Source organism: Paenibacillus sp. J22R3 (assembly GCF_056269305.1).
In genome coordinates this window covers 356,358-378,529 of record NZ_JBWDNS010000006.1, presented here as the reverse complement: position 1 = coordinate 378,529, position 22,172 = coordinate 356,358, and the positions used below count along the sequence as shown (strand labels likewise).

The window sequence follows — 22,172 nt, the reverse complement described above, 5'->3', positions numbered from 1 at the left end:
AGGGAATCGCTCAGATTCCGAGTGGAGTGCATAGGGGAATGGGAACGCCATATTCGGCTATTCTAACGTTAATGGTTACGGCCGGCGTCATTAATGTCTTTATGGGGATTTACATCTTAACGAATCGTGCAAGGCAGTCCATGTCGAAGACCTTTGTCGCACACTGCTTGCTGTCTGCGATTTATATATTCGGCTCTGCGCTGGAGCTGTCTGCGGGTTCACTGGAAGAGATCACATTCTGGATCAAGGTTGAATACATCGGGATGCCGTTTCTTCCTCCCATCAATTTGCTGCTCATTATGTATTTTCTCGGCATGGACCGCTATTTGAAGCCCGCTTTGCGCATGGGACTGTTCATCCTGCCGCTCGTCACCGTCGCGCTCGTCATGTCGAACGAGATGCATCATCTATATTATCGATCCATCACGATAAGGCCGGAATTAGGGTTCCTGAAGGTCGATCTGAACGCTGGACCTTGGTACATTATCCAAGGCGCGTATACGTTTGGTTGTATGTTCGGGGGCGTCGCACTGCTGCTGCTGTACTGGAACCGGATGAAATCGGCTTATCGGCTTCAGCATATTACGATGTTGGTCGGGCTGCTGCTGCCGCTCGCGGGTGATTTTGTGTACCTCGGTAATTTGACGCCTCAGGGGATCGACCCGATTCCGGTCATAATGGCAGGGACCTCTGCGCTGTATATGTGGGCACTCGCTTCGCGAGGCTTAATGAACGTGGCGCCGATTGCACGGGATAATCTGTTCGAGAGCATGAGTGACGGCGTACTCGTACTGGATATGAATAATCGGCTGGTCGATTACAACCCGGCCGCTGCGCAGGTGATGCCGCAGTTATCGACGTATTCGCTCGGGCGATCGATCGAACCGTTATGGCGCCAGCATTCGGATGACAGCATCCTCCTTGAGGAGGTTGATTCGCAGAGTACGCAAGAAACGTTGTGGGAGAAAGACGGACAGTCGTACTACTACGATATTCGGGTTTCGGTTGTTAGGAAGAAAGGCGGTCAGGAAACGGGCAAGCTGATTGTACTCATCGATGTGTCTGAACGTGTTCGGCTGCAGCAGCGATTGCATGAGCTTGCTTTTCACGATGGCCTTACGGGAATATATAATCGGACGCATTTCTTACAGCTGAGCGAGAAGCTGCTTGGGGAATCCTTATCGAGCGGGGAGCCGCTTGCGCTGTTATTATTTGATATCGACCACTTCAAACGGATTAATGACACCTATGGACATGATATCGGTGACCGAGCGCTCCTTCACATAGTCGGAGTATGCCGCAAGGTGCTGCGCACGGAAGACGTGCTTGCTCGCTATGGCGGGGAGGAATTCGTTGTGATGATGCCGGGGTTGTCACTGGAGGAAGCGGAAGCTGCGGCGCACCGGGTTCGTAATGAGCTTGTCAGGGAGCAGATGGCGTTATCGGTAACGCCGGATGGATTCATAGCTGTAACGGCGAGCTTTGGGGTTGCTGTGGTGAGTGGTGAAACGGAGACGGACTGGGACGATATGAAACAGCTGTTGAAGGCTGCCGATCGTGCCTTGTATGAGGCCAAGCATGCGGGACGTAATACGGTACGTGTTGCGAACCATACCGTCAGAGTATAAAGACTGAAATGCAGAGTAAGCCGCCGGAAGGTGGCTTTTTGCTTTGTTGCTGCCCCTGATTTCACAGATCGTTGCGAATTCTTGTGATTGTAATCACATCGACTGCATGAGGTGCCTTGTATACTTGGATTATTCCAAGTGACGAAAGCGAGGAACAAGCCATGCTTAGCAAGCAAACCATCGACATTATTAAATCAACCGTTCCGGTATTAGAAGTGCACGGCACGACCATTACGAAGCGATTCTATCATCTGCTGTTTACCGCTCATCCCGAGCTGCTTCATATGTTCAATCATGCGAATCAAACCAAGGGCAGGCAGCAGACAGCACTGGCCAATGCGGTCTATGCGGCGGCGCTCCATATCGACAAGCTGGAGATGATTCTGCCGGTTGTGAAACAGATTGCCCATAAACATCGGAGTTTGGGCGTGAAAGCGGAGCATTACCCCATCGTCGGGCAAATGCTGCTTACAGCGATCAAGGATGTGTTGGGAGAAGCTGCAACGGACGAGATTCTGAACGCATGGGCGGAGGCCTACGGGATCATCGCGAATGTGTTTATCGAGACGGAAGCCGAAATGTACAAGCAGGCCGAGCAGCAAAATGGCGGTTGGGCAAACTATCGGGCATTTCGTGTGCAGAAGAAGGTACGAGAGAGTGACGTTATTACATCCTTCTATTTGGTGGCGGAGGATGGAGGCGCACTTCCTGCTTTTGAACCGGGGCAGTATGTGAGTGTTAAGGTGCACATTCCCGGTGAAACGTACACGCATATTCGTCAGTACAGCTTATCCGGCGCGCCGGGTAAACCGTATTATCGCATCTCGGTCAAACGCGAAGAGGCGTTTCCGGACAAGCCCGAAGGGAAAGTCTCCATGTACCTGCATGAGCAGATCAACCAAGGAGATGTGCTGCGGCTATCGGCGCCTGCGGGCCACTTCACGCTAGATGTCGCGGATACAAGGCCTGTTGTCTTGATTAGTGGAGGCGTGGGGTTAACGCCGCTAGTGAGTATGCTATCCACCTTGACGGACAGCTATTCGGATCGTCCGGTTACCTTCATTCATGCTGCTCAGAATGCCAATGTGCATGCCTTGCGATCCGAAGTGGAGGAGATTGCGTCGCGAGCTCCACAGGTATCCGTGTATTGGTGCTATAACAAGCCGACAGAGGATGACCGTGCGGCGCAAGCTTTTCATAAAGAAGGTTATATCGACCTGCCATGGCTCCAAGACGTCTTGTCGACGAAGGATGCGAGCTTCTACTTCTGCGGTCCGGAGCCGTTTATGAGAATGGTGTTCGGCCTCTTGAAGGAGTGGGGCGTCGCCACAGAGGATATTCATTATGAATTCTTCGGAACGGGCGGCAGCTTGGAGGAGGCACCGGAAAAGTCGTCTCAGCCGCAGGAAACAACTGCTGCGCAATAGTGAGGGGTTACTTGGTTTCGCCTTCCGATTGGCTGCGCAGCAACCGATTGATGGTTTCCCTGCGCAGCCCGAGAAATTGCCCGATCTCATCTTGTGTCAGCACATCGGATAGGGAATCAGGAGAGATGTAAGCTTGAAACCAAGCCTGGAGCTTACGCAGCTTCTCTGCCGGCGCAACCTCGGTTAATTGGTCAATGCGCTGCTGCATCATACGCAGCTTGTCCTGCAGCTTGAGGGCGATGTCGCGACATTGTGCCGGATTATGCTCAAGCTCTTCGTACCACATCTCGGCGGGCAAACAATCGACTTCGCAAGTGACGAGTGCAATTGCAGTCCCGTAGTAAGGGTTAGGGCTGATTAAGGAATGATGCGGGATGATTTCGTCCGGCACAATGATATTGACCAAGATCTGCGAGCCGTCCTGATGGACGCGAACGATCTTGAGTAAACCGCTCTTTAAGTGATAGAGGGGGCCGGATTCCCCTTGACGGAATAGGGTTTCGCCTTTGTGTATGATCATCGTTACCTCATGAATGCCGGCGCTTGCCGGCATTTTTTTATTTTAGTATAACCGATCTAATGTGGACCTGATCTAATGGGCGTAAGCATGTACATCGATTCTTCAGCTCCGGCGGTATTCGCGGGACGGATCACGATGGGATTGCATGCGCCGGCTAATTGCATGTTTACGGTATGATCTGCGATGGAACGGACAATTTCAATCATGAAGCGTCCATTGAAATATACGGTAACGTCTTGTCCGGGGCTGCTGCTCACGGCATCAATTTCCTCGTAGACATCGCCAATTTCGGCTGCTCTGGCTGTGAGAGAAACAGAGTGGGGAGAGCGTGTATGCAGTTTAACCACGTTGCTGTCGCCTGCTAATATCGTGACTCGTTCAAGAGCATACAGCAGGTGCTTGGTGTTAAAGCTAAGTTCGGTATGGTGAGCAGCAGGTCTCATAACCTTGTCTAGAGAAGGAAAAGTCCCCTCAATGAGGGAGGATTGCTGATGATAATTAGCGGTTCGAAGGGTGATCGTGCGGTCGCGGTCGCCGATACTGATGTCCGTCGTTGCCTCGTCATCCTGCAGCATTTTGGCAAAATCGGTTAAATGTTTCCCCGGAATAATGATAGGTGCGCTCGGCGTGGATGTGCTTGAGATATAGTCGGTCGTCGATTGGAAGGAGAGCTGAACGCCATCGGTCGCCACGAGCTGCAGATGATTACCGTTAAAGGCGTATAGTACGCCTGTCAATACAGGTCTGGATTCGGAAGCGGCAACGGCAAAATCAACCTGTTTAATGAGCTTCTTCAAATGACTGTTCGAGATCCGAATGCAGGTCGCTGAGTTGTCTGTTGTAGCTGCTGCTGCTGTGCTGCGCGGGTAATCTTCGGCATCCATGCCGTTTAAATGATAGCGCGATGACGGAGAAGTAATGGTGAGGGTTAATCCGCCGAGAAGCTCAAGCTGAATCGAATCTACCGCCTGAAGGCTGCGAACGATATCGACTAAATAACGCGAAGGCACGACGATTCGGCCGTTTCTGTGAATGATGACATCGACATTATGTACCGGAATGAAGGACGTCAGTATCATGCTCATGTTACCTGCGGTGACGGTTATTCCTGAGGAATCAGCGGTGAGCAGGATACCGGAGAGGATCGGAATTGTACTCTTGCCGGAAGCGGCATGAGCGACAGCTTGAAGTGCCCGGAGCAGCAGCAGTCGGTTTACTTGAACGAACATGAAACCCTCACCTGCCCTCCGAAAGTTCATTGTGTAAGTAGGTTTCGATAATCCCCCTCAGCCCCTCGGATTTGGAGCAGGATTTCGCCATGCAGTGGGCTTCAAGAGCCTGCCACACCTCAGCGGATAAGGTTAGAGAGACCTTCCTTGTTTCCCCGAAGCCTTTGCGTCCGGCCCCCTCACGAGAACCGCCCTTCGAGAAAAGCATGGACATTTGTCCTTCGTGGTTCGGTATGCCGAGCTTTATGTTTTTGGTAGAAGGGGGAGTCATGATGAACAGCACCGCCTTTTTTTGAATATGGTTACTTTAATCAATAATTACATAATTTAACTGTAGCATAGTGCGTAATGTAGTGGCAACAAAAAACTTGTCCCTTCACGTTTCCACTCTCTATACTTAAAGTAATTTGCTACAAGGGGGCCGCGTAGATGAAACAGAACAAATACGATGATCCGGACTTCTTCGCCCAATACAATCAAATGCCTCGTTCCATCGGCGGACTGGAGGCGGCCGGGGAGTGGCCGGCACTGCGAGCGCTTATGCCTGTCCTGCAGGGGAAGCGGGTGCTTGATTTGGGCTGCGGCTTCGGTTGGCATTGCCGGTATGCCCGTGAGATGGGAGCTGATTCTGTTATCGGCGTGGATCTGTCCGAGATGATGCTTGCACGCGCTAAGGCGTTCGAGCATGATTCGGGCATTGCGTATCATCAGCTTGCGATAGAGGACATCGCGTTCGCCGCTGAACAGTTCGATGTCGTAATTAGCTCGCTCGCTCTACATTACGTCGAACGGTTCGATATCGTCTGCCGCAAGATCCATGAGTACCTTGTACCCGGGGGCAGCTTTATTCTTTCGGTGGAGCATCCCGTGTTCACCGCGCGCGCTGCACAGGACTGGCATTACAGTGCCGAAGGGGAAAGGCTGCACTGGCCGGTCGACGATTATCAACAGGAAGGCATGCGGCAAACGAGGTTTCTGGACAATGATGTGGTGAAATACCATCGTACGGTTGCGACGATAATCAATCAGTTAATCGAGGCAGGCTTCACCATCAGGAAGCTATCTGAGCCGCAGCCTACGCCGGAAGCGACCGCTGCTTATCCCGATATGCGGGATGAAACCCGCCGTCCACTATTTCTGCTGGTTGCCGCCGAGAAGTAGTGTTCGATTGACTTTGATTGCATACAAAGAAGCTGTCCCAGAAGAGTGCCTTACGACTCTGCTGGGACAGCTTCTTTGGTCTAGACCGGGGGAATGGTGGTTCTTCACCTACCCTTCCAGAGCGCCGGTCATCCGGAGCGGGCCGCGGCGCATGATTCGGGACATAATCTGAGCCATTTCGCGCGGGGTATAAATCATTCCGGTTTCCAGCCAGTGCTGCACGACGCCAAAGTTAGCGGAAATAATATAGGCGGTGAGAAAATCGCGCGGCACGAGAAGCTTCTGATCCTCAGGCTGAAGCTGCATCAGCTTGTTATAGAGATGCTTAAGCATGAGTTCTTTGTACGTGACGATAAACGAGGGATCACCCTTGGGTCCCATCATAACCCTGAAGAAATCACTATTCTCCTTCAAGAAACCAAAGACATCCACCATAAAAGGATAAGGTTCATCGCGTTCCACATGCTGGATAAGCAGTTCCGGGTCGGCTAGCTGAATACAGGCTTCGAAGCCGCTCCAGATCTCCGTTTTGCATTGCTCCAGCAGATCGAATTTATCGTGGTAGTGCAAGTAGAAGGTTCCCCGATTAAGTCTGGCTTTGAGCGTTAAATCCCGAATGGTAATCGCTTCGAAGCCTTTCTCCTCAATAAGTTCAATCAGTGCGCTGCGGAGCATATCTTTCGTTCGCTCAATGCGGAGATCGGTTTTCTGAGACATGCGTTCAAGCTGCCCCTTTCTGTAATGAAATATAATTTTAGGATGAATATTGGCTCATAATGAACAGCGGCATTGCCATGTGTTGAATAAGCAACAGAAGCGTCTGATCTTGATTATTGAGTTCTGCCCCAAAATCATTATAATAAACACGGTGATCATTATTCAACACGATGTCCATTATAAGGTGGTGGCAAGTTTGCATAAGAATTTGTTAAAGCAGAAATTAGTTTGGATTGGCGCAGTTGCTGTACTGGCTGTGCTCATGGTGTTCGGGGTAGCGATGATTGGACCTGCTGCCGGAGCGGCTCCGAAAGAGCTCCCGCTTGCGCTGGTTGTCTTGGATCAACCGGCTGATAAACCCGATGGATCCCAGTTGGCCGTTGGAGAGATGTTAAAGGAGAAAATGACCCAGCAAACACAGCTGCCGATTAAATGGGAGATCGTGAGCTCCAAGGAAGAGGCACTTGCTGGGATTGATAATCAGGCCTATTATGGCGCATTGATCCTGCCGGCTGATCTAAGCGCGGGCTTGCTTTCGCTGCAGTCCGCTGCGCCGCAGCCTGCACAGCTGCAGATCTATGTGAGCGAAGGAAAGAACGCACAGGTAGCAAGCACAGTGAACATGCTGCTGCAGACAGCGATGCAAAAGATCAGCAGTCAGCTGTCGGCGCAGCTTCTGGAAGAGATCGGGAAGCACGCCGATGCCATTCCGGTAAGGTCCGCCGGTGCGCTGCTGGAGCCGTTCACGGTCAGCTCGCAAATTGTGCATCCCGTAGGTGCTAACAATGCCAGCGGTAACGCACCATTGCTGCTCACGCAGATGATGTGGCTCAGCTGCTTGGCAGTCAGCATAACGTTGTTCTTGGCGTCGCAGCAAGCGGTGAAAGCCGGCGGCGGCCATATGCGTATCGTGTTGACAAAGCTTGTAATGGGCCTCGTAATCGTCACGGGTGCAACGGCCTTTCTTGTATGGATGTCTGGCTCCTGGTATGGCATGGAGCTCTCGGATCGAACGCAGCTATGGTTGTTCCTCTTATTGGCAGGGGCGGCATTCTTCCTGTTTCAAACAACTTTACTGCGCTGGATTGGCATGCCGGCGGTTCCGCTCATGGTGCTGTTATTCTTCTTCTCGATGCCGGTTATTAACATGGCACCTGAGATGCTGCCAACTGCTGCGAAGGATTGGCTGTACAGCTGGACGCCGCTGCGGTTTGTCGCGACGGGCTTGCGCTCGGTGATGTACTTCGACGGTACCAACATGAACGGCACGTATCGGGTGCTTGGCTGGTTGTCCGGCATTTGCATGCTGGTTGCCGCCGCATCTGTACTTAAACCGAAGAAAGTAGCAGCGACTTTAGATCGTTCTATGTAAGTGATGTCTACCTCTAAAATGACTAAATCGGAATCCAGGTATTCCGGTTTGGTCGCTTTTTTTGTGCGCAAGTTATAATCAATACAATACAAAACCATATTGACTCTGTGGTGCACCCCACGGTTTATGCTGGGAGAGGGAGGAGATTCATGTACAAGATCAGCGAATTCTCGGAGATGACCGGGCTGAGTAAGGAAACGCTGCGTTATTATGCGGAAGTGAAGCTGCTGGAGCCTGTTTTTATCGATCCCTCGAACAAGTATCGGTACTACGACGACGGCAGTTATTTTATAGCGGTGCTGCTTACGAAATTGAGACGATTCGGCTGTACGATTCAGGAGATGAGCGAGGTTATGAGTGACGAGTCCTTTGCGCATCTGGAAGGGCTGTTGGAACAGAAACGGGGCAACATCCAGCTACAAATAAGGGATCTCCTGTTACAGGTAGAAGAAATTGATGAATTCCTTGCATCGGGAAGGGAGTAGTGGACACATATGCTGACATGGAAAGAAGAAACGACGATTCACGCACCGATCGAGAAGGTATGGGACCTATTCTCAGATCGGAATATCAATCGAATTATGCCCAAGGTTGAGGAGCATACGCTCATCGAGAAGACCAAGAGGGAAGCGGGAGCCAAGCATCGTCAGAAATACCGGGAGGGCAAGCGCGTCGAGACGTATATTGTCGACACCTTGGTCTATGAGGACCTGCCTGATTCCAAGCGAAAAACGATCCACTTCGTATTAGGCAAAGCTTTTGAGATTACGCTCACTTTCACAGTCGTACGAGTCGATGACGCGCGCACGACCTTCATCTATGAAGGGCAGAACAAAGGGGTAAACTTCGTCGGACGAGCCATGCTGAAACTCGGCAGCCAGAAAGCGAATTTGAAAGTAGTGCATGAGTTTATGGCGCTGGTGGATCAAGAAGCAAGAAAATAAAGCATAGCCGCAATAAAGAAGCGCCTGCTCAATCACGAGCAGGCGCTTCTTTGTTAGGGTATCTAGCGAGCGAGCGGCAATTGCAATCGGGCGGCCACATCGGCTTCAAATTCGTCAGTGAGTTCCAGGCAAATCGGATACGCATGCAGCTGGAAGCTGACTCGATTCGGAGCATCGGATTCCGATTCTGATTCATAGGGTATACCCTCGGCATCCAATCTCGATTGGACCCCTTCAAGAAAAGCGATACTGCTCACACCGAGGGTTACATTCATAGCGGGCGGCAATGCAGTCATCGCGATGGGAATCCATTTTCGCGCTTTGGATACAATGACCGCATGGGCTGTTCCGCCAATGGCAAACGTAAAATTATCATAAACTTTATCAAGTTTAAAGCCCAATAATCGCACCAGTTGCTCGCGAAAAGCAACTACGGCGTCTGTCTCTACAGGGAAGCCCACTTCCCGCAGGTAGAGGAGACCCATGGCCCCGATCGGAGGCAGAACGCCTTCCTGTACGTAGGAGTGACAGATGATTTCCAGCAAGTTGCCGTCGCCATCGCGGAAGTAGACGTTCTTTCCCGTACCGCCGAAATCATCCACGATGCGGCCGTCCGGCCACTTGAGGAGAGTGACATTCTGATCACCCAGCCAGCTTACCGCTGCATCGAAGCCGGAGGTCGCCACTTCGAAAGCGATATGCGCCGGAGCGCTCGGCTCCAATCCTTCCGTGAAACATAGGGTCATAGAAGGTGTTGGCTGGAGATGAATCTCGGTATCCGACTCGTATTGGATGGGAAAAGCAAGCTGCTCATGGTAAAACTGCTTCACGCCTTGAATCGAGAAGGTTTGCAGCTGCAAACGAGAGAAATGTGTCACCATAACCATCCGCCTCCTTATATATACTTATAATACATTTATGTATATAAAGTTGGCAATCCTTAACATAAAAAGAGCGGCGCAGAGGGAATCCTCTACGCCGCTATCATTATGCCGCTACCGCAGCAGGCTGCGTGCGACGAGCTTGTTTGCGAATCAAGAAGGTGAACGGCAGCGCAGCAACGGCGATATACGTTGCAACCATGAAGACGTCATTCACGCTCATCGTAAAACCAAACAACGGAATGAGATTCGCTGTCTCTGTTCCAGCTGCTGTCAGCTCCGTTACATGCGTAATCGTGTGCGAGGCGAGCAGGGAAGTGAATAACGCGATGGCAAAGGAACCGCCCACGTTACGAATCCAGTTCGTCACCGAGGAAGCATGCCCAACCATCTGAGGTTGAATCTCTTCCATACCCGCTGTGCTTGTAGCAGCCGCAGCGAATGATACCCCGAGGTTACGCACCGCCATCCAGAAAATGATGTACAGATGCGAGGTGTCATTATGCATATGCGTCATTTCGTAGCTGCCGAATACGATAAGCACGAGTCCGCCGATCGTCAGCCATTTGGCACCGAAGCGCGGATAAATTTTACCGGCCAGCGGCATCGAAAGCGCCATAATCAGGGAGGATGGAAGCAGGATTAAGCCCGTGTCCATCGGTGTAATTTGTTGAACGTTCTGCAAGAAGAGCGGAACGAGCAGTGTTCCCGAATAAAGGCTGATTGTAATGATCGTGTTAGCCAGTAACGTGATGGAGAAACGGTAATTGCCGAATACCCGCAGGTCGAGCAGCGGATTGTCTGTGCGAAGCTCGCGCCAGATGAACAAGACGAGCATGACAGCCCCGAATACGAAGAGCCCTATTGTCTTGCTGGAATCCCAGCCCCATTGACGCCCCTGACTTAATGCGACAAGAAGCGATACACTGCTGAGGACGACTGTAGCCAGGCCGAGCTTATCCAAGCTGGTGGCCTTGCCAATACGATAGTTAGGAATCATCGCAATAATAAACACAATGGCAATAATGCCGATTGGCACATTGATGAAGAAGAGCCAGCGCCAGCTGAACTGCTGGATGAGCCAGCCGCTGATTGTCGGTCCAAATGCAGGTGCAAGCATCGCCGAAAGCCCCCAGATACTAACGGCGAAAGGCTGCCGTTCCTTCGGAATCACTTGGAAGATGATTGTCATCGTTGCAGGTAAAACCAAGCCTGTAAAGATACCTTGAATAATACGGAAGGTAATCAGCGAACCGATTCCCCATGAGAAGCCGCACAGCAAGGAGAACACGACAAAACCGGCCATGGCATACAAGTACACGTTCTTGTAGCCAAATCGGTTCCCCAGGTACCCTGTCAGCGGAGCGACGGTACCTAATGAAAGCATGAAGCCGGTCAGTGTCCACTGCACCGTACTCAAGCTTGCATGAAAGTCTTGCATAAAGATCGACAGCGCGACGTTAATCGTGCTGATACCCAGAATACTGAGAAAGGCGCCAAAGAAGATCGCAATCATAATGGGCCAGAAACGAACATTCGGTACAGATGAATGATCCATGAACAAACTCAACTCCAATCGTAATAACGGCCATAGGCCTACTGTAGAGTTGATCATACTGCAATACTCAGACAAAGTAAACTACTTTTATGGTTTTTAGTTTACTTTGTATAATTTGTTTATTTTAATGTTAAGTTTGTGTATACTAGGAAGCAAGAAAGTGAGTGTGAGCGCTTTATGGAACCGACAGGCGAAACGCAAAGCTGCCGCTACACCGATGAATCCACGAAGGATAAATACGTAGCCAAGCTGCTGCATCCCATCAAAACGAACGGGTTTCAGGGACTTCGTATGGACGACATCGCTAAAGCCATGGACTTGTCCAAAGCAACGCTATATAAGTATTTCACTTCCCGCGACGAAATTATTGAACGATTAACTGCACTCTTTATCAAATATATTGTTTGCGCAGAAGCGAAGCTGGCGGAAGGCGACAGTAAGGCCTACATTGAAGGTTTTCAGTCCGCATTCGCCCAATCGCTGCTTATTGCCAACTATAGTACGGAAGTGTTCTTCAACGATATGCGCGAGGTGTATCCACAGTTGATGGCTTCTCTGAATGTCGCCATTAGCGAGCGCAATGAACGGCTGCGGAGGTTCTATGAACGCGGCATGAAAGAGGGCTATATGCATGAGCTCAATGCGACGCTGCTCATCCTGCAGGACGAGCTGATGTTCCGTAACTTGCTGGATCCGCATTGTCTGATGAAGCAGAATCTGACGCTGCGAAATGCCATTAGCGATTATTATCAACTCAAGAAGCTGCAGCTATTCAAGCCTGACGTCTATGCACAGATCGATGATTCGTCGATGGTAGAACGAATTGAGCATCTGGTGCGCAAGGTTACCTACGGAGTTGCGTAATATGACAAAGAAGCCTGCGGAGTTAATATCCTCCGCAGGCTTCTTTCTGTTAATCAATATTGTTCGCGATTAAGCCCGCTTTGCTAAGCGGAAGTGCGGCATGGTAGAGATGGCCGACATCTCCAATGCCGTAGCAGCGCGGAGCGGCCCATCCGTGATCGTACTCTTCCATGACGACTGTAGTGACGGAGCTCGGCGCAATCCAGAAACCGGACCAAACCATCGGCAATGGCAGCTCGAGCAGATGGGACAGCCAGGCAAGGCCGAAGCCAAGGTGGCAGAATATTGCGATCGTATCTCGGTTCGAATGCTCAATCTTATAGCGCCCGCCTTCGCGGCGGTAGCCGTTCTCCAAGAAGAATTGATCCGAGTTTCCTTAATTTCTTGGAATCGGCCTGCGAAGGAAGGGTCATTGTAGGGCGCCCGCTCATGCCAATCGTCACTTGAAGGGAACGGCCGATGCTCACGGACCCAAGTATGGTCGGCATTCCAAGCGACGGTGGATTGGCCGTCTCGGTTCTTCATTTGCCAGCCGCCGAGCTCCTCAAGCCAGGGGAGGACGGTTGCCTCCAGTCCGATCTCGTCTGCGGTATATTGCATCGTATGAAGTGCTCGTCCAAGCGGTGAACTGTAGATGCGATCAATTCTCGTGCCGGAGAGCCGTTCTGCCAGTGCTTTCGCTTCAAGATGGCCCGGCCCCGTAATGGTATTATTGGGATAGTCAGGCTCTGCATGCCGGATGATGTAAATCTTCATCGATTACCTCCAGATATCCTGGTTTCTATTTCTTCAGCATATGGAACACTTGCTCGACATCTTTGTCTCCGCGTCCGGACAAGTTCACGATGATAATTTGGTCCTTGCTCATGGCCCCGGCCAGCTTCTTCGCATAAGCGATCGCGTGCGCGCTTTCGAGTGCCGGGATAATTCCCTCTGTACGGGACAGCTCTTGGAAGGCGGCTAACACTTCCTCGTTGCTGACGGTTACGTATTCAGCACGCTCAGTTACCTTCAGATGGCTGTGCTCCGGACCGATTCCCGGGTAATCGAGACCTGCGGCAATCGAATACGTCTTCTTCGGATTGCCTTCCTCATCAAGGAGCACCAAACACTTAAACCCGTGAATGATGCTTGGCACGCCTTCGGTTAGGCTTGGCGCTTGGTCAGGCTCCACACCAATCAGCCGCACGGAAGGCTCGTCCAAGTAGTGGGCGAAAGCGCCGATGGCGTTACTTCCTCCACCAACACAGGCCAGCACCGCATCCGGAAGTCGACCTTCTTTCTCAAGGATTTGCCGCTTCGATTCTTCACTGATGACGGATTGGAAATGCTTCACCATCGTCGGGAAAGGATGCGGACCCACAGCGGAGCCGAGCAGATAGAATGTATTTTTGTAGTTTTGGATGAGATCGTTCAGCGCTTCGTCTACGGCGTCCTTTAATCGCCCTTGTCCTTTATGAACCGGAACGACAGTTGCACCCAGCAGCTCCATGCGGAATACATTGAGCGATTGGCGACGCGTATCCTCTGCGCCCATATAAATGACACAGTCCATCTTGAACATGGCACATGCCGTTGCAGTCGCCACGCCATGTTGGCCGGCACCTGTCTCGGCAATGATTCGTTTGGCACCCATCCGTTTGGCTAGCAGAATTTGGCCGACGACGTTGTTAATTTTGTGCGCGCCGGTATGGTTCAGATCTTCGCGCTTTAAGTACACTTTGGGACCGCCCCATGCATCGGATAGCTGTTTGGCGTAGGTAAGCGGATTTTCGCGGCCGACATACTCTTTCAAATAATAGCGCAGTTCCTCATTAAACTCGGGATCGTCTTTATAGGCGTAGAATTGCGCACTCAAATAATCGAGCACCTCTTGCAATTCAGGCGGTACAAAGCTGCCCCCGAACTCACCGAAGTATCCTTCTTGCATTTGCGTATCACTCATCTTGAAAGCGCCTCCAATACGGGATATAGGATATGAATCGAATTTCTTTAATCCTATCATACTGCGTGAGATTGTCATTGAAAAAAATGGGAATTTACGCTCTCGAAATTCTAACGAACCCAGGAGGTCTTATTTGCCCCAAAACGGGCATTTGAAATTCTAACGGATCCCAGAAGCCTTATATAGCCACAATTTCATCCCTGACATCCATTTTGGGCTGAATAGCGTCTCTACAGTTCGTTAGAATTTTCGAGAGGCCATTATCGTCCCGATAAGACCTGTACGGTTCGTTACAATTTCGGCGCTGCGGTTGACGCTGCCACAGGTGCGTTTGCCGACTGTAACACGAACAAAGTTAGCCTCTATAGTAGTTGTCGATAGGATTTTCGTCATTTGGGCGTGTATAGTAAGGGATATAGGATTGTGCTGCAGTTGCGGGATTAGTATGCAGTGTGGCAAGGCAAATAAGGAAGGTGCGTGTACGTATGAATATTACCGTTAATCAGCAAGGAAGCTCGAAGGTAGCGATTATTGAAAGCTCAGATATTCTCATCGAAGACGTTCAAAGTGCGCTGGATCTGATGGCCACCGTTCGTTACAACGAGGACTGCGACAAAATACTGTTGAACAAATCCAATGTAACGGAAAATTTCTTCGATCTTAAAACTCGGATTGCCGGAGACATTTTGCAGAAATTCACGAATTACCAGCTGAAGCTGGCGATCGTCGGCGACTATGATGGCTACGACAGCAAGAGCTTGAAGGATTTCATCTATGAGAGCAATCACGGTAAACAGGTGTTTTTCCTAAACGATCAACAGGCTGCGCTGGATGCGCTCCATAGTGTTTAATCCGTCATTCAAGAGGAGTACGCAGCTGCGAAGAGAATAAGTAAAGTATCTTTCTATTTCTTCTCGGAGGTGGCTTATGAAAGCATTATTCATCGGTGGAACAGGTATCATCAGTTCCGCGATTACGAGGCAGTTATCGGAAACCGCAGGATGTGAGCTGTATCTGTTAAACCGAGGCACTCGCAACGAGAGTTTGCCGGCTAATGTAAAGGTACTTCAAGCGGATATTAACGATGAAGGTCAAGTGGCCAAGCTGATTGAAGACTTGAGCTTTGATGTTGTGGCAGACTTTATCGCGTTTCGTCCGGAGCAGCTCGAGAGAGATTATCGGTTGTTTCATGGGAAAACCAAACAGTTCATCTTCATCAGCTCCGCTTCTGCCTATCAGAAGCCGTTGTCGGATTATCGCGTTACAGAAAGCACGCCGCTGGCCAATCCTTATTGGGAGTACTCCCGCAATAAGATTGCTTGCGAAGAATACTTAATCAAGCAATACCGGGAGCAAGGCTTCCCGATTACGATTGTACGGCCTAGTCACACCTATGATGAGCGTTCCATCCCGCTTGGCGTGCATGGCAGCAAGGGGAGCTGGCAGGTTGCCCGGCGGATGCTGGCGAACAAACCGGTCATTATACACGGCGACGGAACTTCCTTGTGGACGATGACGCACAACCGTGATTTTGCAAAAGGTTTCATTGGCTTAATGGGCAACATCCATGCAATCGGGGAAGCCGTTCAAATCACGTCCGACGAAACGGTGACCTGGAACCAAATTTACGCGGCCATCGCGGATGCGCTTGGCGTGAAACTCCAAGCGGTTCATGTATCCTCAGAGTTCTTGGCGGCATGCAGCAAAGAGGACTACACGGGCGGCTTAATCGGAGATAAAGCCAATTCTGTCGTGTTCGATAACGCGAAGCTCAAACGGCTTGTTCCGGACTTTGTGGCTGCTACGCGCTTTGACCAAGGGGTTAAACAGACCGTGGCTCATGTGCTCGCTCATCCGGAATGCCAAACGGAAGATCCGGAATTCGATGTTTGGTGCGATAAGGTTATCGATGCGCTGCAAGGGGCGATTGCGTCCGTTAAGGGTTAGCCGCGTTACTGCGACAATAAGCCGCTTCGTCTCCTCAATGAGGGGCGAAGCGGCTTTTCGTTATGCAGCTTATAGTGCTTCTCGCAAGTATCTGCCCGTATACGATTGGCGCACCTGTGCGACTTGTTCGGGTGTACCTTCCGCCATAACGGTACCGCCGAGCTCGCCGCCTTCCGGACCGATATCGACGATCCAGTCGGACTCGCGAATCAGCTCCATATTGTGCTCGACGACGATGACCGTATTCCCGGCATCGACCAGCTTGTCGAGCAGCACAGTCAGCTGCTTTACGTCAGCCGGATGCAGGCCGGTTGTCGGCTCATCGAGCAGGTAGAGCGTGTGTTTCTTCGTGCGTTTGCCGAGCTCTTTGGCAAGTCGAAGCCGCTGGCCTTCACCGCCGGATAATGTGCGAACGGATTGACCCCAGTGCAGGTAGCCGAGGCCGACTTCGCACAGCAGGCTGATGGTATCGGCCATTTTGGGTGCGCCTTCGAAGACGGCCAGACTTTCTTGAACCGTCAGATCCAGCAGATCCGAGATGGAATAGCCTTCATAGGTGACGCGCAGCACTTCCTCTTGGAATCGGCGGCCTTTGCAAGCCGGGCAGCGAACCTCGATGTCCGGCAGGAAATGCATATCCACTGTAATGACCCCAAGCCCTTGGCAGTTCTCGCACCGTCCGCCCGGGGTGTTAAAGGAGAAGTGCTTCGACGTCAGCTTCAGCTTCTTGGCTTCCGGCAGTCCGGCATATAGATTGCGCATCGCCGTAAACATATCGGTATAAGTCGCCACATTGGAGCGCTGCATCCGTCCTACAGGGGACTGATCCACGGTAATCCAGTTCCCGACTTCCTCGGTGCCTTCGAGACCGTCACAGCCTTCTGGTCTTAAGTTATCGTTTGCTCCTTCAGCCAGCAAGTCGAAGAGCAGGGTGGACTTGCCTGATCCGGACACGCCCGTTACCGATACGAGGCAGCCGAGCGGGAACGATACCGTCACATTCTTCAAATTGCGGGCATGCGCATTGCGTACTGTGAGCTTATGACCATTGCCTGGGCGGCGTGTGTGCGTAAGCTTGAAATGCGCTTCGTCGCGCAGATAAGCGCCGGTTACCGATTCCTCAGCGGCCATTAAATCTTCAAGTGAGCCCTCGCCCACGACCCGCCCGCCTGTGCTCCCGGCACCCGGCCCCATGTCGATGACATGATCGGCCGCTCGCATCATCTCCACATCATGCTCGATGACGAGTACGGTGTTGCCGAGATCACGAAGCTGCTTCAACACTTGAATCAAGCCATCCGTGTCCCGCGGATGCAAGCCGGCAGTTGGCTCATCAAGAATGTACAGGACGCCTGTCAGTCCTGAACCGAGCAGGGAAGCTAGCCGAAGCCGCTGTGCTTCACCGCCGGATAGCGTGATGGATTGTCGGTTGAGTGACAAATAGCCGAGCCCAACATCCAGAATCCGCTTCAAACGGGATGGAATTTCGTCGGATACGATCGTCTCCAGCATTTCAAGACTGTCAGGGGACAGCTCGCTAGAGAGACGGCCTACCCAGTCATAGACATGGCCGAGCGGCCAATCGGATATTTCGTGAATGGCGCCGCCGCCAACTTTCACGGAACGGGCGAGCTCATTCAGCTTCGCGCCGTGGCAGTCCGGGCATACCTGTTGATGGAAGAAAGAAGCTGCGTTCATACCACCCTCTGCGTCGGGCCCTTTCTCCTTAAAGCGTCGCCAAATGCCGGTAAGAATGCCCTCGAATTTGCCGGCGTTCACTTTCTTCGGCGGCTTCATGTCCGGATAATGCCGCATAAACGGCTCGCTCTCCACACCATAATAGAGCAGGTCGCGCTGTATTTCGTTGTAATCCTTGAGCGGAAGATCCGGATCGAAGTGGAAGCCGTAATACTCGCCCGCTGCCTTCAAGATGACGGTATAGTAATCGATCATCATCTCGAATAGGGAAGGGACGCCGCCTCCACGCAGGCTTTTCTCCTGATCGAACACGGCCTCCATGCGCAGCGTCGAAACCATGCCAAGGCCGGAGCAGCTCGCACATGCGCCTTGCGGTTGGTTAAATGAGAAATGCGACATGGTCAGCCGCTCGACAGCTGTATGGCATTTTGGACAATTGACCCATTCTTGGCGGTCATCGTCGTCTTCAGTTCCTATATGTGCCGTGGTTGCCGGTCCGGGAGGGATACTTTCGCCACAGGAGGGACATGAACGATGCCCTGCGCGTGAGAAAATCGCCCGCAAATACGTATAAATGTCCGTTACGGTTCCTACCGTGGAGCGAGGATTGCGGTTCGTGACATGCTGTCCGACGCTGATCGAAGGGGACAAGCCGATGATGGCGCCAACCTTCGGCTTATTGATGGAGTCGGAGACCATCCCCATCGATTCCATGTATTGACGTTGGCATTCTCGCTGCAGCGTATCCATCGCAAGTGTCGACTTGCCGGAGCCGGATGGCCCTGTCAGAACAACGAGCTTGTACTTCGGTATGCGAAGTGAAACATGCTTCAAATTGTTCTCATATGCATCCTTAATTTCAATCCAATCGTTCACCGATAATTTCCTCCCTAATGAAGAGCGATAACCTTATTATATAACATTCGTGCAAATGATAAGGTTGTTTGGATTTCATGTCGATGATAGCAAGGGCATTGATTATAAACCTTGTCATGGTGCATTAATCTTCAGTTAGAGGCTTTGCTGAAGAAATAAGGCCCTCCTGCAGAGGAGGGCCTCAAGAGAAACTTACTAATTTGATTTGTCTTCCGCTCGATAGATGATCCCCCTGTCAGAGCGAGGGGCAGTGTTCTAACGGTTGCCACATTGCTTATTTGGTCTTTTCTGGCTTTGAATTTTCTCTAACGGTTATTATGGAGCTTATTTATCCTATTACGGGCGGAAACCATGCCTAAATCGTGAAATAGCTTCTCTGGCAACCGTTGGAAATTCAGAATGCCGAAAAAGTGGACATTAGGCGCACTGGCAACCGTTAGACTTCGGGGGAGCGAGATTCTCGACAGACAGAAGGCCCTCCATGAAGGAGGGCCTTTGAATAGATGGCAGTAGATTGGTAGCTCTATTAAGAGAGTGCTACTCCTGCGCTTGCATAACCGGCAACAACTGTTGCAATATCTAAGCCGGCTGTAACCGTTGCGCTGAATACCATTAACAGACGGGTACCTGCTGTTACAGGAACGCTGAGTCCTGTTGTAATTCCGCTGCTGATCGTACCCAGAGCCAGAACACCAGCCAGAGAAGGAGCTAATGTTACGGTTGCTCCAGGAATCGCAGTGAAGTCATTGTCAGGTGTAGTAGACTGGAACAATCGGGCTGTAATCGTTACAGTAGAACCAACCAGAGTTAATGCAGCCGTTGTGCTGAAGTATGCAGCCATGGAAGTGAGTGTTGCTGCGCGAGGAACCGAGAATGCTTCGTTTAGTAAGAGGCCAGCTGCTCCGGTAATATCGATAGTTCCACCTGTGATGGTTACTCCTGCTGCATTGGTTCCAAAGCCAACCAGACTTGAAGTGTTTAAAACCCCGCCAAGTACTGTTGTTAAAGAGGCAGGCAAACCTGAAGCGAATGGGATGATCGCACCGCTTCCGGTAGCTCCGGTTGCACCTGTAGTACCTGTAATACCAGTCGCACCGGTAGCACCAGCACCGGTAGCGCCAGTAGCACCAGCGGCACCAGGGGTACCAGGATCACCGGTCGCACCCGTAGCGCCAGCTGTACCAGGAGTACCAGTCGCGCCAGTAGCACCAGCGGCACCAGGGGTACCAGGATCGCCAGTCGCACCGGTCGCACCTGTAGCGCCGGCAGTACCAGGAGTACCAGTCGCGCCAGTAGCACCAGCGGCACCGGGAGTACCAGGATCACCGGTCGCACCCGTAGCGCCCGTAGCGCCAGCTGTACCAGGAGTACCAGTCGCGCCAGTAGCACCAGCGGCACCAGGAGTACCAGGATCGCCAGTCGCACCGGTCGCACCGGCAGCGCCAGGAGTACCAGGCTCGCCGGTCGCACCAGTAGCTCCGGCAGCACCAGGCGTACCAGGCTCGCCGGTCGCACCCGTAGCACCAGCGGCACCAGGAGTACCAGGATCACCGGTGGCACCCGTAGCGCCAGTAGCACCAGTAGCACCGGCAGCGCCAGGAGTACCAGGATCGCCAGTCGCACCAGTAGCACCAGTAGCTCCGGCAGCACCAGGCGTACCAGGCTCACCATCCGCACCAGGATCGCCAGTAGCACCCGTAGCTCCGGTAGCGCCAGGCGTACCAGGCTCACCGGTCGCACCGGTCGCACCCGTAGCTCCAGCGGCGCCAGGCGTACCAGGCTCACCATCCGCACCAGGATCGCCAGTAGCACCCGTAGCTCCGGTAGCGCCAGGAGTACCAGGATCACCGGTCGCACCGGTCGCACCCGTAGCACCAGCGGCGCCAGGAGTACCAGGCTCACCATCCGCACCAGGATCGCCAGTAGCGCCGGTAGCTCCGGTAGCGCCAGGCGTACCAGGATCACCGGTCGCACCGGTCGCACCCGTAGCACCAGCGGCGCCAGGCGTACCAGGCTCACCATCCGCACCAGGATCGCCAGTAGCGCCGGTTGGACCTGTAGGACCACCGGGCTCACCAGGCGTTCCAGTTGCTCCGGTCGCACCGGGCTCACCAGTAGCACCGGCAGCGCCAGGCGTACCAGGGTTACCGGTCGCACCAGTAGCACCGGCAGCCCCAGGTGTACCAGGGTTACCGGTCGCACCAGTAGCACCGGCAGCCCCAGGTGTACCAGGGTTACCGGTCGCACCAGTAGCACCAGCAGCCCCAGGTGTACCAGGGGCCCCCGTTGCCCCAGCGGAACCAGCAGCGCCAGGCGTACCAGTCGCGCCGGTAGGTCCGGTAGCACCGGTCGCGCCAGTGGCGCCGATCGCTCCACCGACGTCACTCAACAATTCACTGGCAACAATCCGATGGGAGGCAACCAGTTCACCATCAAGATCTTTACCCCAAACTGAAATTTGAGCCGACGATGCTCCGGCACCTGAGGCGTCGAAGATAAATTCAAATGCATCCAGATCGGCAAAATAGGTCTTAGTAATAACTTGATTAGGGTAAACGACAAACAATTCTTCGACATACAGCGATCTCAGAGTGCCTACATAATAGCCCGTAAGATAAAGGATATACGAGTCAGTAGAATGACTGTTATCGATTTTGATCGTTACGGTTTGTGTAGGTCTAGCTCCGGTTTCTGCGGCAATACTATTTTCAATCGGTCCAGTTGAGAAAATAGGCAATTTATTAATTCCTCCTTATTGATTTGATTAAGATTCCGCCGCGATAAAGCGCTGGGTGTCAACTAAACGGCCAGTGCCTGTTTTACCCCAAGCAGATACCGCGGTTTGATCGGCTCCTGCACCTCCGATAATGAATTGATACTCGTAGGCGTCAAAGTCGGCATAATACACTTTCATAAACGTTTGATTGGGTAACAGGCTAACCAGTTCGTAGACATACATAGTGCGATCCCCGTTCAAGTAAAACCCTTGAATAAGGACCGTGGACATATGAAGTAAATCCCGGTTAACCATCCGTACCACCATTTGCTGAACACGGCCGATTGCGCCTACAGCGTGATTAGCGACGGGGCCGGTTGACAGGAAGGACATTGGTTCTCCCCCTCTCGATTTAGGGTAGTAAAACCTTGGTAAACTAGTTCGTACCAACAGAGGCTGCTAGACGAGGAACCTGAAGCAATGGACAACTTTTCTGGCTCTATTAATAGTAGTATTCAATAGTATCCCAACCGTGTGGATAAAAGTAATTAAACCAGTAAAAATATGTAAATTTAGGCATATAAATCCCGATTTAAAAAGAAACGGAGGCCAGTAAAGTGACCGTTGACGCGGCATCCAATCGTAACCTATAATTAATAAATCCAATGGAATAATTATATGTAGCCATC

The 22,172-nt window shown here is 51.9% G+C and carries 21 protein-coding genes; 9 read left to right on the top strand and 12 right to left on the bottom strand.

Annotated features, from left to right (window positions below):
• The first annotated feature begins 38 nt into the window (after positions 1-38).
• Together AC0YN4_RS25210 and hmpA are read left to right on the top strand one after the other, a co-directional pair.
• Entirely contained in the window at positions 39-1,628 is a 1,590-nt protein-coding gene (locus AC0YN4_RS25210; protein ID WP_475837083.1) for a histidine kinase N-terminal 7TM domain-containing diguanylate cyclase, read from the top strand.
• Between the two features lie 161 nt (positions 1,629-1,789).
• Positions 1,790-3,055 (top strand): NO-inducible flavohemoprotein, encoded by a 1,266-nt coding sequence (gene hmpA, locus AC0YN4_RS25205; RefSeq protein ID WP_475783205.1) that lies wholly within the window; start codon positions 1,790-1,792, stop codon positions 3,053-3,055.
• Positions 3,056-3,062: 7 nt separating this feature from the next.
• Here the strand turns inward: hmpA and AC0YN4_RS25200 are convergent, their stop codons facing one another.
• Genes AC0YN4_RS25200 through AC0YN4_RS25190 form a run of 3 tightly spaced genes read right to left on the bottom strand, consistent with a single transcriptional unit; the run spans position 3,063 to position 5,018 of the window.
• Positions 3,063-3,575, bottom strand: a complete 513-nt coding sequence (locus AC0YN4_RS25200) for a Crp/Fnr family transcriptional regulator (protein ID WP_475783204.1) — start codon at positions 3,573-3,575, stop codon at positions 3,063-3,065.
• A 56-nt stretch (positions 3,576-3,631) separates the two neighbouring features.
• Complete coding sequence (dnaN, locus tag AC0YN4_RS25195) at positions 3,632-4,804, bottom strand: DNA polymerase III subunit beta (RefSeq protein WP_475837082.1); 1,173 nt, start codon at positions 4,802-4,804, stop codon at positions 3,632-3,634.
• A 7-nt stretch (positions 4,805-4,811) separates the two neighbouring features.
• Positions 4,812-5,018, bottom strand: a complete 207-nt coding sequence (locus AC0YN4_RS25190; RefSeq protein ID WP_475837081.1) for a hypothetical protein — start codon at positions 5,016-5,018, stop codon at positions 4,812-4,814.
• Between the two features lie 215 nt (positions 5,019-5,233).
• On the opposite strand from AC0YN4_RS25190, the gene AC0YN4_RS25185 reads away from it, so the two are divergent.
• Positions 5,234-5,965 carry a class I SAM-dependent methyltransferase gene (locus tag AC0YN4_RS25185; RefSeq protein ID WP_475837080.1) on the top strand — a complete coding sequence of 244 codons (732 nt, stop codon included), beginning with the start codon at positions 5,234-5,236 and terminating at the stop codon, positions 5,963-5,965.
• A 108-nt stretch (positions 5,966-6,073) separates the two neighbouring features.
• On the opposite strand, the gene AC0YN4_RS25180 is transcribed toward AC0YN4_RS25185, so the two are convergent.
• Positions 6,074-6,682 (bottom strand): TetR/AcrR family transcriptional regulator, encoded by a 609-nt coding sequence (locus AC0YN4_RS25180; RefSeq protein WP_475783201.1) that lies wholly within the window; start codon positions 6,680-6,682, stop codon positions 6,074-6,076.
• An 82-nt stretch (positions 6,683-6,764) separates the two neighbouring features.
• Here AC0YN4_RS25180 and AC0YN4_RS25175 point away from each other — a divergent pair, with 82 nt between their 5' ends.
• The 3 genes from AC0YN4_RS25175 (at position 6,765) to AC0YN4_RS25165 (ending at position 8,998) form a co-directional block, all read left to right on the top strand.
• Positions 6,765-8,054 carry a YhgE/Pip domain-containing protein gene (locus AC0YN4_RS25175; RefSeq protein ID WP_475837079.1) on the top strand — a complete coding sequence of 430 codons (1,290 nt, stop codon included), beginning with the start codon at positions 6,765-6,767 and terminating at the stop codon, positions 8,052-8,054.
• Positions 8,055-8,203: 149 nt separating this feature from the next.
• Positions 8,204-8,539 carry a MerR family transcriptional regulator gene (locus AC0YN4_RS25170; protein ID WP_475783199.1) on the top strand — a complete coding sequence of 112 codons (336 nt, stop codon included), beginning with the start codon at positions 8,204-8,206 and terminating at the stop codon, positions 8,537-8,539.
• Between the two features lie 9 nt (positions 8,540-8,548).
• The gene (locus AC0YN4_RS25165; protein ID WP_475783198.1) at positions 8,549-8,998 is read left to right on the top strand and encodes an SRPBCC family protein; all 450 of its coding nucleotides are present in this window, start codon (positions 8,549-8,551) and stop codon (positions 8,996-8,998) included.
• Positions 8,999-9,060: 62 nt separating this feature from the next.
• Here the strand turns inward: AC0YN4_RS25165 and AC0YN4_RS25160 are convergent, their stop codons facing one another.
• The gene (locus tag AC0YN4_RS25160; protein WP_475783197.1) at positions 9,061-9,879 is read right to left on the bottom strand and encodes a VOC family protein; all 819 of its coding nucleotides are present in this window, start codon (positions 9,877-9,879) and stop codon (positions 9,061-9,063) included.
• 106 nt (positions 9,880-9,985) lie between these two features.
• Complete coding sequence (locus tag AC0YN4_RS25155) at positions 9,986-11,437, bottom strand: MDR family MFS transporter (RefSeq protein WP_475783196.1); 1,452 nt, start codon at positions 11,435-11,437, stop codon at positions 9,986-9,988.
• Between the two features lie 177 nt (positions 11,438-11,614).
• On the opposite strand from AC0YN4_RS25155, the gene AC0YN4_RS25150 reads away from it, so the two are divergent.
• Positions 11,615-12,301 (top strand): TetR/AcrR family transcriptional regulator, encoded by a 687-nt coding sequence (locus AC0YN4_RS25150; RefSeq protein WP_475783195.1) that lies wholly within the window; start codon positions 11,615-11,617, stop codon positions 12,299-12,301.
• A 69-nt stretch (positions 12,302-12,370) separates the two neighbouring features.
• Here the strand turns inward: AC0YN4_RS25150 and AC0YN4_RS25145 are convergent, their stop codons facing one another.
• From AC0YN4_RS25145 to AC0YN4_RS25135, 3 genes are all read right to left on the bottom strand, one after another.
• Positions 12,371-13,057 carry a histidine phosphatase family protein gene (locus tag AC0YN4_RS25145; RefSeq protein ID WP_475837078.1) on the bottom strand — a complete coding sequence of 229 codons (687 nt, stop codon included), beginning with the start codon at positions 13,055-13,057 and terminating at the stop codon, positions 12,371-12,373.
• A 25-nt stretch (positions 13,058-13,082) separates the two neighbouring features.
• On the bottom strand, positions 13,083-14,246 hold the full coding sequence (trpB, locus tag AC0YN4_RS25140) for a tryptophan synthase subunit beta (protein WP_475837077.1): 1,164 nt from the start codon (positions 14,244-14,246) through the stop codon (positions 13,083-13,085).
• Positions 14,247-14,486: 240 nt separating this feature from the next.
• The gene (locus AC0YN4_RS25135; RefSeq protein ID WP_475837076.1) at positions 14,487-14,639 is read right to left on the bottom strand and encodes a hypothetical protein; all 153 of its coding nucleotides are present in this window, start codon (positions 14,637-14,639) and stop codon (positions 14,487-14,489) included.
• Positions 14,640-14,731: 92 nt separating this feature from the next.
• Here AC0YN4_RS25135 and AC0YN4_RS25130 point away from each other — a divergent pair, with 92 nt between their 5' ends.
• Positions 14,732-15,097 (top strand): DUF4180 domain-containing protein, encoded by a 366-nt coding sequence (locus AC0YN4_RS25130; protein ID WP_475783192.1) that lies wholly within the window; start codon positions 14,732-14,734, stop codon positions 15,095-15,097.
• Positions 15,098-15,173: 76 nt separating this feature from the next.
• Entirely contained in the window at positions 15,174-16,193 is a 1,020-nt protein-coding gene (locus tag AC0YN4_RS25125; protein WP_475783191.1) for an SDR family oxidoreductase, read from the top strand.
• Positions 16,194-16,262: 69 nt separating this feature from the next.
• On the opposite strand, the gene uvrA is transcribed toward AC0YN4_RS25125, so the two are convergent.
• From uvrA to AC0YN4_RS25110, 3 genes are all read right to left on the bottom strand, one after another.
• Entirely contained in the window at positions 16,263-18,767 is a 2,505-nt protein-coding gene (gene uvrA / locus AC0YN4_RS25120; RefSeq protein ID WP_475837075.1) for an excinuclease ABC subunit UvrA, read from the bottom strand.
• Positions 18,768-19,293: 526 nt separating this feature from the next.
• A complete protein-coding gene (locus tag AC0YN4_RS25115) occupies positions 19,294-21,504 on the bottom strand; it encodes an exosporium glycoprotein BclB-related protein (protein WP_475837074.1) in 2,211 nt (736 codons plus the stop codon).
• Positions 21,505-21,531: 27 nt separating this feature from the next.
• Positions 21,532-21,876 (bottom strand): hypothetical protein, encoded by a 345-nt coding sequence (locus tag AC0YN4_RS25110; RefSeq protein WP_475783188.1) that lies wholly within the window; start codon positions 21,874-21,876, stop codon positions 21,532-21,534.
• Between the last annotated feature and the right edge of the window lie 296 nt (positions 21,877-22,172).

Coding starts and splice junctions, on each gene's coding strand:
- AC0YN4_RS25125 (WP_475783191.1), top strand. CDS start 15,174: ATGAAAGCATTATTCATCGGTGGAACAGGTATCATCAGTTCCGCGATT.
- AC0YN4_RS25170 (WP_475783199.1), top strand. CDS start 8,204: ATGTACAAGATCAGCGAATTCTCGGAGATGACCGGGCTGAGTAAGGAA.
- AC0YN4_RS25150 (WP_475783195.1), top strand. CDS start 11,615: ATGGAACCGACAGGCGAAACGCAAAGCTGCCGCTACACCGATGAATCC.
- AC0YN4_RS25190 (WP_475837081.1), bottom strand. CDS start 5,018: ATGTCCATGCTTTTCTCGAAGGGCGGTTCTCGTGAGGGGGCCGGACGC.
- AC0YN4_RS25210 (WP_475837083.1), top strand. CDS start 39: ATGGGAACGCCATATTCGGCTATTCTAACGTTAATGGTTACGGCCGGC.
- dnaN (WP_475837082.1), bottom strand. CDS start 4,804: ATGTTCGTTCAAGTAAACCGACTGCTGCTGCTCCGGGCACTTCAAGCT.
- AC0YN4_RS25130 (WP_475783192.1), top strand. CDS start 14,732: ATGAATATTACCGTTAATCAGCAAGGAAGCTCGAAGGTAGCGATTATT.
- trpB (WP_475837077.1), bottom strand. CDS start 14,246: ATGAGTGATACGCAAATGCAAGAAGGATACTTCGGTGAGTTCGGGGGC.
- AC0YN4_RS25110 (WP_475783188.1), bottom strand. CDS start 21,876: ATGTCCTTCCTGTCAACCGGCCCCGTCGCTAATCACGCTGTAGGCGCA.
- AC0YN4_RS25155 (WP_475783196.1), bottom strand. CDS start 11,437: ATGGATCATTCATCTGTACCGAATGTTCGTTTCTGGCCCATTATGATT.
- AC0YN4_RS25180 (WP_475783201.1), bottom strand. CDS start 6,682: ATGTCTCAGAAAACCGATCTCCGCATTGAGCGAACGAAAGATATGCTC.
- AC0YN4_RS25200 (WP_475783204.1), bottom strand. CDS start 3,575: ATGATCATACACAAAGGCGAAACCCTATTCCGTCAAGGGGAATCCGGC.
- AC0YN4_RS25185 (WP_475837080.1), top strand. CDS start 5,234: ATGAAACAGAACAAATACGATGATCCGGACTTCTTCGCCCAATACAAT.
- AC0YN4_RS25160 (WP_475783197.1), bottom strand. CDS start 9,879: ATGGTGACACATTTCTCTCGTTTGCAGCTGCAAACCTTCTCGATTCAA.
- hmpA (WP_475783205.1), top strand. CDS start 1,790: ATGCTTAGCAAGCAAACCATCGACATTATTAAATCAACCGTTCCGGTA.
- AC0YN4_RS25135 (WP_475837076.1), bottom strand. CDS start 14,639: ATGACGAAAATCCTATCGACAACTACTATAGAGGCTAACTTTGTTCGT.
- AC0YN4_RS25165 (WP_475783198.1), top strand. CDS start 8,549: ATGCTGACATGGAAAGAAGAAACGACGATTCACGCACCGATCGAGAAG.
- AC0YN4_RS25145 (WP_475837078.1), bottom strand. CDS start 13,057: ATGAAGATTTACATCATCCGGCATGCAGAGCCTGACTATCCCAATAAT.